Genomic DNA, 14,024 nt, shown 5'->3' with positions numbered 1-14,024 from the left:
ACCGGATGAAATGCAAAGCATTTCCCGTATCTCCTCTGCATCGCAATAATGATGAGCGTCCACGACAGGGGTGCACAAACATGACTGTCCCAACGCGATCATTGCAAAATAATTGGATTAATGTCACTATGCTCATGCGTATTCAGTTATCGATTCGAAATCTGTATAGGCATAAACATAATCATCATCCCACCCGTTTCACATATTTGTTGTTTATTGTATTCGCTGGACTAACATTCGTCAAGATAATTTTAACTGAATTGTTATTTAATTCATGTCATTAATCTTTTCAACTTCCGCTACATACTTAATGATGTGGATTCGGCTTGCTTCTCTCTAACAACAAGACGTCTATGTGCGATCAGAAGAAAAGGTACTCCCAGTGCAGTCGTCAGCGCAATAGGTACAAAAACGGCCAGCCCATTCTCCGCTCCAAATTGACTTAGCAACAACCCTCCCATGACAGGAGCAATGACACTACCGATATTATTGAAGCCGATGGTACCGAAATACGTCCCTTTCCATTCCGGCTTTGCAATCCGGTCGATGAGCATATCCATCATCGTGAACAACAATACTTCCCCAATTGTAAATAGTATGACACTCATCATCATCATGAGTACACCTTCAGCGATTCCGACCATCATCAGACTGGTTGCAACCAGCAGGTTACCCACAATGAGAGGAACAAGCGGTGGGAAGTTTCGGAAGGTTCGCACAAGAGGATACTGAATAATCAGTACCGTCACGGCATTCAGGGACAGCATGTACGAGAACATCTGGCTTCCATTTTCAAAGATCGGGCTCCTCGCCAAGTACTGTGCCAACGTAGAACTAAAGTGCCCGTAACCCAGAACACAAAATGTGGTACCGATTAATACTGGCAAAAACACCCGGTCGCGGCCGGTGGTCATAAGTGCTTCACGCAAACGTGGTGCGGTTGCCTGATGAGGCTCTGGCAGATTGGCATGCTGTAGCTTGAATTGTAGAAATAGCACAAGTCCATAGACTATGTATACCAAGCCGGAAATCACAAATGGGAACGTTGATTCAGATGATCCCAGCTGAAATCCGATAATTGGCCCAAAGACCACACCGAGATTAATTGCAGCATATCTGAGGTTGAACACCAGCAATTTGTTCTCTGGAGAAGTAATATCCGATAACAGTGCTCTGGAGGTGGGCTCAAATACTGCGCGGCATAATCCATTTAACGTATTGGCAACAAAGAACACCCATAGATGCTCTGCTGCTGAAAAGATAAAAAACACACCTGCCCAACTAAATACCGAGATTAACATCACGATTTTGCGCCCGATCCGGTCCGAAATATAACCTCCATAAAAGCTGACCATTACACCTGCCAGCGAGCTAACGGCCACAGTAATACCGGTCTGGGTCGGTGTAGCTTCTAGTACACGTGTCAGATAGATGGATAGAAACGGGATACTCATTGACGTTACAAGACGTCCAAACATGGTTCCGATAATGATGGTCCATGCCAAGGGGTGAATTTGCCTTAAATATTGCTTCATGCGAACTTCTCCTATTCTTTCTAATGCTTCAAAAGCGGACTTTTTGAACTACCTCTTCTAATGTATAATTGTAAGGATAAAAGGGGGAAGTAAAAGTGTAAACATATGATCACACTTTTCACCTTTAATAGAGGAGTCATGACCATGGATACCCTACATACACACTTTATAAGGCTCGCCGGGGCCGAACAACTTTCATTCAAGCTCCATGAACCTGTAGCTGTAACCATTGATAGCTTGTCCGCTGCCCTGTGCTGCACCCCTCGTAATGTGAAATTCATTCTCAGAAAATTGGAAGAACTTGGCTTCATCCATTGGCAACCGGGACGTGGTCGTGGACATCATTCGAAGCTAACGATGCTGCGCAGCATGAATGAGGCGCTGGAAGCGAGTTTTACCGAACTTTTGGGTAAAGGCAAAATGAAAGACGCCATTGAACTCATCGGAAACGTTCAGATGCATGATTCACTGCGAGAACAGCTCATGCTCTCCCTCCATCAACAGATGGGATTTCACAGCCACGATGAAACTTCCTCAGGTCAGGATATCCTGCGCATCATGAGGTCACGCCAGTTAGGTGATCTGGACCCAGCCTTTGTTTATACTGCATTTGAAACCTATCTGCTGAGCCAGGTCTGTAATACATTAATCACTTATGATGCCAAGACAGAATCTTTCCTGCCAGCACTGGCTCACATGTGGGAGTGCAGCGAGGATCATCGCCTATGGACCTTCTATCTCCGAAAAGGTGTACGTTTCCACAACGGACGTGTCATGACGTCCCGGGATGTTCAAGCGACGTTACAACGATTGATTGATGTGCATAGTCCGTCCATCTGGTTGTATCGGGATATTGAACGTGCGGAAGTAGCTGGTGATTACTGCATCAAGTTTGTTCTACATCGTCCTAATCGGTTCTTCTTGCATCTGTTCAGTTGTATTCGGATGACGATTCTGCCCTACGATTACAATGTAGCCAATACCTTAATTGGTACCGGTCCTTTTCAGATCTCTGAGCTGAATGAAGATGTGCTGGAGCTTACCGCTTTTGATGCGTACTACGGAATCAGGCCACATCTGGATCAAGTCCATTTCTGGTTTGTGCCTGACCTGAGTCCGAATGATCGCTATTATGAGCTACCGGGTACAGATCGATTGAGTGTCACAACAGGCTGTGATCAGACGAACAGTATCAATTACCCGGCGCTTGGTTGTCAGTATATGCTGTTCAATTTTCACAAGGAAGGCATCCATCATCATCCCCTATTTCGACATGCTCTGCGTATCGTCTATGATTCGGTCGCGCTTGTCCGAGATCTCGGTGGGAATCGGATCACACCAGCCAGCAGCTTTCTGCCCTGGAGAAGTGCAGCCCAGGACTGGACAGCTGTCTCTCTTGAGCAGGCTCGTAAATTGCTACATAACTGCGGGTACCAGGGGGAGACCATAACTTTATCGTATAAGCATAATAAGGATGCTGACGTTGCCGAGTGGTTCCGGTGTCGGGCAGAGTCCATCGGTCTGAACATCAGCATGCAAGCCGTTGTGGATTATTTCAACTCAGAGGAAACCACGAACGCACAATTGATCCTCGCTGAAGAGATACTGGAGGAAGATTGGCAGTACGGCATGATTCATTTTTTCAAAAACCTGTCCAACCATTTTCATATGTGTATGTCTCCTGCATTCCAGTCTCTACTGGATGACAAACTGGATCATTTCGCTAAGCTTCATCGGGCAGAACGTACTGCGCTCCTGGATGAAGCTGAAGCCTTGCTACGTGATCACTGCTGGATCTTGCATGGCTGTCACATGAACAAGCAGGCTGAACTGGATCAGAGCATCTTCGGTATGCAGACAGCGGAATTCGGATATATGGACATCTCGAAATTATGGATCAAAAATCCTTAGGGATTTGTGCACAGTCGCATCTGCGGCATACAGGAGTGGACCACGTAATGGAACAGCAAAAAAGCCGGTAGCCTATTGACGATAAGCTAGCGGCTCTATTGCCGATCCATTTTTAGTGCAATCAGAGATTAATATTTAGAGATTATTTTTGATGTAATAGGTCTCCAACACTTGCATAATGGACTCAATTTTAATCGGTTTGCTGACATACGCATCCATGCCTGCCTTCAAACATTTATCCATGTCTCCTCTTAACGCATTTGCAGTTACCGCAATAATGTATGGACAACTCTCGGGGTGCAAAGAATTTTTAATCACTTTTGTCGCTTCGAAGCCATTCAGTCTTGGCATATGCACATCCATGAAGACAATATCATATGAAGTGTGTTTGACCGCCTCGACTGCCTCAACACCGTCCGCCACATGATCCACGAAGTGCCCTTTTTTCTCAACGATTCTGCTAAGGACGAGTTGATTCACCTCATTGTCTTCTGCAATTAAAATCCGTAAGGCTGATGTTCTGCTCTTCTTCTGCTGTTGATCCAACCTGTTGCTCTCTTCACCGTTATTTAATTTAAATTGGGCGGTAAATATAAATATTGTACCCGGTTCATCCGATTCCTCGATCCAGATCTCGCCCTGCATAAGCTCCACCAGTTTCTTGCTAATGGCAAGGCCAAGACCGGTACCTTGAGGTTTGCGGGTCATAAAATTCTCCAGTTGGTAGAAAGGTTCAAATAATTGTTGTTTCCTCTCAGCCGGAATGCCAATGCCCGAATCTTTTACCTGAAAATAAAGCTGCACGTTATTGTCGCACTGCTCCTTAACTCCCACTTTAACTTCCACGCCGCCTTCTGAAGTGAATTTGACCGCATTACCGATGATATTGGTAAGTACCTGTTTAAGACGATAAGCATCACCATACACCGGAGTTGGAATAACATCTTCTACGCACATACGAACATCCAGCTTCTTTTCACGAGCCAGTGGTTTTACGATTTGCACCGTCTCGGTCACGATCTCTACGAGATCAAAAGGATCTTCTACCAGATCGGTTTTGCCTGATTCGATTTTGGAAAAATCAAGAATATCATTAATGATGGCCAGCAAGGAATCTCCACTCTTCTGGATGATTTCGATGTATTCCTTTTGTTCCCCGCTAAGTCCAGGAGTATCTAAAAGCAAATCCGTCATCCCAATTACACCGTTCATAGGTGTACGGATTTCATGACTCATCATCGCCAAAAATTCACTTTTGGCCTTATTCATTCTCTCCGCTGTCTCTTTGGCTACCAGCAGTTTTTTCTGCTCCGTAATATCCTTCGCAATCAGGTAAAACCCGACATTGGATGTATTAATAATAATTGGAGCAAGCGTAGCCAAGACTTCTGTCTCAGATCCATCCGTGTGCCGAACAGCGTTGATCTCCTTTTCAGCCATCTCATAGTTACTGCCCAGAATCAGACCCAGATTACTGGCTCCGATAAATCTGCTTATGCTTGTACCGATCATTTCAGCCACGGGACAACCCGTCATTTTCACCGCTACTGGATTTGCATTCATAATATTACCATCCATGTTAAACGAAATAATGGCGTCATGATTGTATTTCTTAAGCGAAGTGTATCGCTCGACAGATTCCTGCAATTTAAATTCGATGCGTTTGCGTTCAGTGATATCCTGTAGTGTTCCGTTCAGCTGAACTGGCTGACCATGCTCATCAAGCGTAATTAATCCACGCAAGTGAAGATACTTCTCATTTCCATCTGAGCTGATGTGTTTGTATTCAAAATCGAGCGGTTCACCCTGTTTTACCCCTGCAATATGTTTTTGTAAAGAGGTTACATCTTCAGCATCCATAACATCAAAAACATCACTTATCCGATATGGTTTGCAGGTGCGTTCAAGTTCAAAAATCTCAAAGATCTGATCTGAAAATGTAATATGGTCTAAGACCATATCCCATTCCCAACTACCAATCAAGGCGATACGTTCAGCCTCTGCACTGATATCCTCTTGTTTTTTTCGCTCTGATATATCTCGTCCAATTGTAAAAATCTGCTGTTCATGCTCCGCATCACCAAAGACCTTGTATGTGGTTTCAAACCAAAGATAATGCCCGTCTTTATGGCGGACTCTAATATTCAACAGATTACCTTTAGTCAAATCCATCTGTGAGATCCGTTCCAGATCTTGTGGGTGAAAGGAAGCATTATTGTTTTGGCCAATGACTTCTTCCGGGGAATAACCTAATATTTGTTGGACTGACGGTGAGCAGAACCGACAAACTCCCTCTGAATCGGCAATATAGATGATCTCCTGAGCATGATCCGTGATAAGTTTAAACATTTCTTCACGATGGAGAAGTTTTTGTTCAGACAGTTTACGATTGGAAATATCAACAATATGGCAAACGGAATAAAGAGGTTCATCCGTAATTTCGCTTCGAACCAAGGAAACATGTATTGAACACCATAAGATGTCACCATTTTTATTAATGTAACGTTTTTCGTATTGATTTTCTTTTGATTTACCTTCAAATAGCTCATAACTACAGATTATATCTTGTGAGAAATCATCCGGATGTGTAATATCCTGATACGTGAGATCCATTAATTCATCACTTGTATAACCTAGCATACAGCAAAAAGCAGGGTTCACTTTCATCCATTGCCCTGTTGGAGCAACGAGTGCAATCCCAATAGGCGCTTGGTTATAGATCTGCTCGAACAATTCATGATGATCGACCTTTTGAACCTGCATTGTAAGTTCTCCTTTTGGCATAGACTCCATATAAAGTTTGTCGAAATCTAAAGTTTTTACTGATATAAGATGTTCTATAAAAATTAGTCAGTTTTAAAACAACAGTACCTGCTTAATACCCAGAATTTCAACCGTTGAAACAAATCTTTTTAAGAGATTTGTGTCTTTAAACCAAACAAGGCCCGGAATCCATCCACATGGAATCCCGAACTTTGTCATTATATATCATTATGAGTCATATGCAACACGGAATCATTAGAAAAATGGGTTAGCGCTCGCGACCAATAAGATAATCCAATAAATGTCTCAAAAATGGAATAGGTTTCGGCATCTCGTTCAATGCATCTGTAGCAAGACAATAATGCTCCCACATCGCTTTCTTCGCGCCTTCATCACCCAGAATAGACACAAAGGTTGAATTGTTGTTCCGCTCATCCTGACCTGCAGGTTTCCCAAGAATGAGGTGATTTCCCTCGAAATCCAGCAAGTCGTCCTTGATCTGGAAGGCGATCCCCGCATGATAAGCGAACTTTTTCAGCACAGCCATCTCCTGTTCCTTCACTTGGGCAAGTATCGCTGGCATGACCAGGGCAGCTTCGAAGGCAATGCCAGTTTTGTAAAAACAGATCATGTTCAACTGCTCCAGCGTCAATGCCTTGCCTTTGGAATTCAGATCCATGGCCTGCCCCATACACATATCCTCTGCTTTTTCAGCCGAATACTGGATGAGTCTGAGCACGGTCGCCGCATCAAAACGATCCAATGAGGATTGCTCTCCAATCGCCTTCTGGATAAGAAATAGACCGGTTAGCTCTGCTGTGGCACTATTGTGCACATGGTGCAGCGTTGAACGTCCACGTCTTGTCGAAGCATTATCCTGCGTAGGCAGATCATCAAAGATCAGGGAAGCAGTATGCATGTACTCCAATGATCTTAGCAGCGGAACGATGGATGATTCATGAAGACCATACTCGCGCACGCCCATAACCCAAGTTAATATCGGACGTAACCTTTTTCCGTCGCCTTGCAAACTGTAATTGGCTGCATCGATCAGCGTTTCTTTCATCTCATGAAGGCCACCGGGCTTCGCAATCTGCAACTCCACATTAATCTGTTCGCGAACCGTTCGAATGGTCTGTTTGAACTCCTCTTTTTCCTGCTTGTCATTTTTCAATTGAAGCACAACCTGATCCCGTAACAATTTATCAAGGAAATCAACGTCATCTGCTTTTCGCACCATCTGTTGAACCAGTTGATTGAATTCAGGCTGCCCAGAGGCAAAGATCGTCATCACTTCATCATATTTTTGCTGCCCCAACCGTTCTTTACAACGCTTCAGCCCGTTAATGGCACGATCCAGTATGACCTCACGGGTCTTGGCATCCGAGTTGTAAACATCATGGATTAGATGAGAGATGACTGCCCAATACAATTCATATGGATTAATCAAATCGGGACGCAAATCTCGATACTTCAAATAGTACGTATATGGAGTTACTGCCCCTTCTTCCATATCGTCAAACATATCGGCAAAATCATCAGCCAACTGATTATATATCCCGTAATAGAACGTTCGCAGATCAAATCCTTCATCCACCGGTGCACTGAGAACAGACCGGACGATTAATCGGGAAGAAGAAGATTTGATAATAATCGGAATGTACAGTTCTTCATTGCTATAATTCGCATTGGCTAATTTCTTGTTGCGATCGATCTCCTGAGACTGAAAGAACACATAGGATTGCTCTAAAAACGTGCGCTGTTTCTCTGGATGCTGGTAGTTCTTGATGTACTCAAATGCTTCCCGAAGCTCGGAATGTACATATTCAATTACTTCAAGATTGCTGCCTTTCCAATCTCCCAGATCAGGTACGACCCCGGTAAGAAGTGCATCGCGTATCATCAGGGAATATTGTTCTTTTTCTTGAACAGTCAAAGCTTGAGAATCCAGCAGATCATCCACAAATGGATACGTCAAACCGTACGAATAACCAAGTCGGATCGCCGCATCAAATCTCCGGGCACGTTCTTCAGGTGGTGTCTGCTCATTCATCTCATCGTCCACATGAAGGACCACGCCAAGAATGATCTTGATGAGCTTCCGCTGCGCCTGCTCTGCATCCAGCTCCTTCGGGATGTTGGATGCTACATTCTTTAATTTGTTCATCACCCAGATGACAGCTGTTTCAATGTGCTCCTTCTGTCCCCAACGGTACAACGCAGCCAGACTGATATAATCAGGCTGTCCTTTTCGCCCAGTAGCTGAGCCCATAAAGTATTTTTTAGTATTCTGGACAACGTTCTGAATTCGGGCCTGCGTACCCGGAGAATCAAGGGCTTGCCCCAGATCTCGCATATAAATATAGGAGATACTCCGATCCAGGTAATCATCCAGCTTTCCTGTCGTATTCAGCCAGTGGATATATCTATGAACATCCCGAGGATCCGGTTTTCTTTTGCTAGGTGATAAAAGAGAAAGCCAGGCAAAACGATGAATATGTTTCTTTTGCCACACATGAATATCTTGGGTAAGTGCTGTTGTATACGTATTATCCATAAGTTGCTGCCTAAGAGAAGTAAAATACTGAGATGCTTTCTGCTCAGCTAGCCGATATCCTGCATCAGCCTGTTCTGTAAGTACGTTATTCATAGGGTGGATACCTCAAATTCTATTAATGTTAAACATGTATCCATGAAAGGAGATGAGGTGCTCCATGGACGAAAACTGAACTCATTTGATCGTGTATCCAACGCTTCAGCTCATGTTCATAACCTTTATACGGCGATCCAACCGTTTGGTTACGAAATCGTCATTGTTCATTTCTACATACGTGATTTTACAGAATGGAAGACCAGACTTTGACCGCTGTGATGGCGATAAGTACGATTAATGCATATCGAAGTACCCTCACATTGATCATTGAACTAACCCGTGAACCAAGGGATGCTCCAAGCAGACTGCCGATCACCGTATAGATGATGGGTTCCATCGGAATGTCTCCACCCGTAATTTTCCCTATAACGCCGCCGATTGCGGAGATAAATACAATCGCCAGTGAAGAAGCAATCGTCGTTCGTACAGGGATGTTGAGAATCGTCAGCATGATGGGAATAAGGATAAAGGCACCACCCGCACCAACAATTCCTGATACAATTCCTACTGCAAAAGCAGTGCCTGCTGCAATCCATCTGTTAAACACCAGTGGAGCTGAGGTATCAAGCGTTCCCTTTCCGGGAATCAGCATTAGCACAATCGCCATGATCGCCAGAATACCATAGATCAGATTAATAACCCTTCCGTCCAGATGACCGGATATGAACCCGCCGATCAGACTGCCAGCAAGAATGCTGGAGCCCATGTACAGCACCAAACCGCGGTGGACGATCGCTCCACCACTTCTACCCGTCTTTACTTTTCTGCGGAATGCAATCACACCGGCAAGTGAAGCGAAAAACACTTGAAACATACTAATCGAAGATACCTGATGTGCTGAGAACGGCTCCAATCCCACCCAGGATGGAACATATAACAGTAGCGGATAATTGATAATGGCCCCACCAATACCCAACAAACCGGAGAAGAATGAACCGACCAGACCCAGTATACACATGATGACAAAAAGCAGAAGATCCATCGGTTATGTGCTTCCTTTCGTGCAATATAAATCTCATTTCGATATCACTCAAAAGTGCTATACACAGCGAATATTATCCGTTATAATAAAAACCAAGTAAATTAATCCGAAATGAGTGATTAAGCATGTTTAACGTGTTGAAGACTCTTTTTGAAAATAAATGTCCACAGTGCAACGAAAAATTACAAGTTCATAACGATGCGTTATGCTCGACCAAAACCTGTTCTCAATGTCATTACAAAGAAGAGAGTTATGGCTCTCTCGGAGTTCGAATTGTATATGACACCACAAAATGATAAAAAGATACAACCTTGCTAATTGTATCACGATCTATGAAATTTCGGGATGATTCGACAAACTTATTTCCATCTCATATGCCATGATTACTTTATAATGAAAATACAAAAACGGTGCAAAACGAATTAATCGTTCTGCACCGTTTTTTTTCTGTTTTTTTGAGATGAGTTCTCTTAATTTTATAAGGTTATTTATTTTGTTTTGAAGCTGAGGAATCCATCATCTACGGCTACAGTTGTACCATTAACTGCACTGGCTGCATCACTGAACAGGAATGTAACCACACTGGCTACTTTCTCCGGTTGAATGAGCTCTCCACGCATATGTTGAGTAGCAAGCGCATCCTTCATGGCTTGGTCATCACCCAGAATCGGTGTTTCGATAAAGCCAGGTGCTACACCAACTACACGAATTCCATGCTCAGCAAGTTCCAATGCACCGGATTTGGACATCATAACAACAGCAGCCTTGGCTGCGTTGTAGTTGAAGCTACCTACTGCAGCAACACTTCCATAGATCGAAGCTGTATTTACAATGGTACCCTGTACGTTCAATTCAACCATTTTTTTCGCGCCATAATACATACCGTAGTATACACTGTGCTGATCTACATCAATGACTCTGTGATAGGATTCCGGGTCCATCTCCAGAAATGGCTTCACAAGTCCAATGCCTGCGTTATTGAAAATACCGCTTAACGTACCATATTGCTCTACGGTCCAGTCGATCAGGGCTTTGATCTCGTCCCCTTTGGATACATCCACTTTGTACGCGCCCGCTGTTCCGCCTGCTGCTTCAATCTCTGCCGCAAGCTTCTTCGCTCCGTCTTCATTATAGTCAGCGACAACAATAGTCGCACCTTGATCCGAAAGTTGAAGTGCTGTCTCTTTACCAATACCACTTGCTCCACCTGTAATAATGATTACTTTTCCATTGTGTTGAGTCATGACTCAGCTCTCCTTTGGCAAAATATATTTAAGGGCAGTTCTAAACTTATAGTAAGTAACTATATTTTATTAACTTATATACTTATCATACGCCTCTGTCCCAACCTTGTCAAACCATAGATCATCTTCACATAAATATGAGATAAATGTCATATACATCTCCTATTTACATGATATAGTCTAGCTCCTGTGATATTAAATATGCATCCGGTTTCGGAAAATAAAAAAAGCGAGCATAACGGTAATTCGATCATTCCGATATCTCGCCCTTATAAATATGAGAATTTCAAACTGTGTTGTCTTCCATATTGAAAACTAATTCAACTTATTCACCCTGAAGTCCGCTTAGCGGATCTTTCAAATTATTGATGTTCGTGATCAGTTCAGGAATGCCTGTCTTCTCCCAATTTTCTGCCGTAAAACCTTGCTCTGCAATTGTATTCTCGAAATTGTCCACAACTTCTGTTAATTGCGTATTATAACTGACCAGATTCTCATGAATGCTCTCTCCTATTGCAGGAGCGGTCAGTTGAGAAAATTCACTTGCTTCTGTTTGGATCAGATCGATTTTCTCCTGAATCTGCGTTGTAATCTCCGGATTATTCACCGCACCCGATGCAAGCTCTTGCAGATCAGCCCCGGCGTTTGATACCTGTTCTATATAATCAGTAGCCCCACTCACATAATTTAAACTTTGATTAGCTTGTTCCACGACAGAACAGGCTGAAATCAGCAGAATACTTGATGCAATAAGGCCTGTCATCATTAATGTGTGCTTTCTTTTTCTTATGAACATGATCATCTCCCCTTCTCCTAATCGGAATCCTTGTTCCAAGTCCATGATACCTGTTCAGACTGCTTCTTTGCAAATGAGTCTGCAGCCAACGTTATTAAGATGTATAATAGTAAAATCACACGGTAAAGGGATGTCATGATTATGCTTCAAGCCTTGAACCAACGCTTGAACCGCATCATGCCACTGATTACCCCAATCAGCATTATTATTGGCGTGTTATGCGGGAGTTTTCTTTCTTCTTATACCTTTTTATCCCCTTGGCTTTTTGCGTTCATGACGTTCGCTGGAAGTATCAGTCTTGGGATACGGGATTTTGTGAACGTGCTGAAAAAGCCGTTCCCCCTGTTTGTATGTCTGTTTATTTTGCATTTGGCGATGCCTCTAATTGCTCTTGGTATGGGTCATCTGGTTTTCCCTACAGATGCGTACACCATAACGGGCCTTGTTCTGGCAGCCGTGATTCCGACAGGAATAAGCAGCTTCATCTGGGTCAGTATCTATCGGGGCAATATCGCACTTACGCTATCCATCATCCTGATTGATACCATGCTTGCTCCTTTTGTAGTGCCCGGGGTGTTATCCCTGTTAATCGGAACCAGTGTCACACTGGACACAGCAGCCATGATGAGCAGTCTGTTCTGGATGATTGTTGTACCATCCCTGCTCGGTATGCTGCTGAATGAGTGGACCAAAGGCGCCATTGTCCCGGTCTGGGGACCGAGATTGAATCCGTTGTCCAAATTGTTCATGGCATCAGTTGTTGCGATTAACGGATCTGTCGTTGCGCCCTACTTGGCTGATTTCAACTGGAAGTTGGCTGGTCTTGCGGTCATCATTATTTTCTTGGCATCATTCGGTTATGCACTAAGTTACTTCATCGCCCGATTGCTGGGCTGGAACGAGGCTGATCAGGTCGCTCTGGTGTTCAATGGAGGCATGCGTAATATCAGCGCAGGTGCAGTACTCGCTGTTTCGTATTTTCCACCACCAGTTGCTGTCCCGGTCGTGCTTGGCATGGTATTCCAGCAGATGCTCGCTTCCCTGACAGGTTATCTGCTCGGTCGTCGCTCTCAGCTTCTGCATAAGTCGGATAAGACATCTGCGGCCTAACAAAATACTGGATGATTAAAAAACGCCGACATGATTGTCGGCGTTTTGCATTGGATTGCTTTTATTACTTCAAGTGCTACGATAATGCTACGTTTCGTAAACCTAGCAATCAGTTCTTGGCTACAAATCCACTTTCATATTGCCCAGCATCTTGGCAACTTCAGGATTATCAATCTTCATGAATAGACTTTCCTTGGTATCCAGTGTGGAAATGGTTGCAATCTCTTCCGGGCTTAGTACAAAGTCGAAAATATCGAAGTTCTCGATAAGCCGCTCTTTGCGTACTGATTTTGGAATAACAACAACATCCCGCTGCACAAGCCAGCGCAGTACAACCTGGGCGACGGATTTGTTATGTTGCTCGGCAATGGAAACCAAGACTTCGTTGCTGAATAAATTGTTTCGACCTTCGGCGAACGGGGACCATGACTGGTGCTGTATCCCCTGTTCTTTCATGAAAACAGCGCTGTCGACCTGCTGTTGAAACGGATGCGTTTCGATCTGATTGATGACAGGCACAACTTCGTTGTGGACGATGAGGTCCATCAGGCGGTCAGGTAGGAAGTTACTGACACCGATAGCCCTGATCTTGCCCTCACGGTATAGTTCTTCCATCGCACGCCATGCGCCGTAGTAATCACCAAACGGCATGTGAATAAGGTACATATCCAGATAATCGAGCTGCAGCTTACTTAACGATTTGGCAAACGCCCGCTTGGCACTTTCGTATCCTGCATCCTGAATCCAAAGCACTGTCGTGATGAAAAGTTCTTCCCGCGCTATGCCACTGCGTTTAATTGCACGTCCAACCGCTTCTTCGTTTAGGTAACCGGCAGCGGTATCAATTAGGCGGTAACCGGCCTTCAGCGCCTCATATACCGTGTTCTCACATTCATCAGCATCGGGAACTTGGTAGACACCAAAGCCAATAATCGGCATTTTCACTCCATTGTTCAAGGTTACAGTTTGCATATTCAATTCCTCCTATGATTCAATTGTGAATCGCAAGTGGTCACGTATTCCTGAAATT

General features: G+C 44.0%; 9 protein-coding genes. 2 read left to right on the top strand and 7 right to left on the bottom strand.

Going from position 1 to position 14,024, the window contains the following annotated elements:
- Positions 1-299 precede the first annotated feature (299 nt).
- Positions 300-1,535, bottom strand: coding sequence for an MFS transporter (locus tag NSQ20_RS15035; protein WP_339784085.1), 1,236 nt, complete (start codon positions 1,533-1,535; stop codon positions 300-302).
- Positions 1,536-1,679: 144 nt separating this feature from the next.
- Between NSQ20_RS15035 and NSQ20_RS15030 the strand changes: the two genes are divergently transcribed.
- Entirely contained in the window at positions 1,680-3,446 is a 1,767-nt protein-coding gene (locus NSQ20_RS15030) for an ABC transporter substrate-binding protein (protein ID WP_036608386.1), read from the top strand.
- Between the two features lie 135 nt (positions 3,447-3,581).
- Here NSQ20_RS15030 and NSQ20_RS15025 read toward each other — a convergent pair whose 3' ends face one another.
- The 5 genes from NSQ20_RS15025 to NSQ20_RS15005 form a co-directional block, all read right to left on the bottom strand.
- A complete protein-coding gene (locus NSQ20_RS15025) occupies positions 3,582-6,209 on the bottom strand; it encodes a PAS domain S-box protein (protein WP_340032885.1) in 2,628 nt (875 codons plus the stop codon).
- A gap of 268 nt (positions 6,210-6,477) precedes the next feature.
- Positions 6,478-8,859, bottom strand: a complete 2,382-nt coding sequence (locus tag NSQ20_RS15020; RefSeq protein ID WP_340032884.1) for a polyprenyl synthetase family protein — start codon at positions 8,857-8,859, stop codon at positions 6,478-6,480.
- Positions 8,860-9,046: 187 nt separating this feature from the next.
- The gene (locus NSQ20_RS15015) at positions 9,047-9,844 is read right to left on the bottom strand and encodes a sulfite exporter TauE/SafE family protein (RefSeq protein WP_340032883.1); all 798 of its coding nucleotides are present in this window, start codon (positions 9,842-9,844) and stop codon (positions 9,047-9,049) included.
- Between the two features lie 488 nt (positions 9,845-10,332).
- A complete protein-coding gene (locus tag NSQ20_RS15010) occupies positions 10,333-11,088 on the bottom strand; it encodes an SDR family NAD(P)-dependent oxidoreductase (protein ID WP_047842788.1) in 756 nt (251 codons plus the stop codon).
- Positions 11,089-11,413: 325 nt separating this feature from the next.
- Positions 11,414-11,884 carry a DUF6376 family protein gene (locus tag NSQ20_RS15005; protein ID WP_340032882.1) on the bottom strand — a complete coding sequence of 157 codons (471 nt, stop codon included), beginning with the start codon at positions 11,882-11,884 and terminating at the stop codon, positions 11,414-11,416.
- 141 nt (positions 11,885-12,025) lie between these two features.
- On the opposite strand from NSQ20_RS15005, the gene NSQ20_RS15000 reads away from it, so the two are divergent.
- A complete protein-coding gene (locus tag NSQ20_RS15000; RefSeq protein ID WP_047842786.1) occupies positions 12,026-12,994 on the top strand; it encodes a bile acid:sodium symporter family protein in 969 nt (322 codons plus the stop codon).
- A gap of 120 nt (positions 12,995-13,114) precedes the next feature.
- On the opposite strand, the gene NSQ20_RS14995 is transcribed toward NSQ20_RS15000, so the two are convergent.
- The gene (locus tag NSQ20_RS14995) at positions 13,115-13,966 is read right to left on the bottom strand and encodes an aldo/keto reductase (protein WP_340032881.1); all 852 of its coding nucleotides are present in this window, start codon (positions 13,964-13,966) and stop codon (positions 13,115-13,117) included.
- Between the last annotated feature and the right edge of the window lie 58 nt (positions 13,967-14,024).

The organism is Paenibacillus sp. FSL K6-1122, from assembly GCF_037977015.1.
Lineage (GTDB): Bacteria > Bacillota > Bacilli > Paenibacillales > Paenibacillaceae > Paenibacillus > Paenibacillus amylolyticus.
This window is presented reverse-complemented; position numbering and strand designations above follow the sequence as displayed.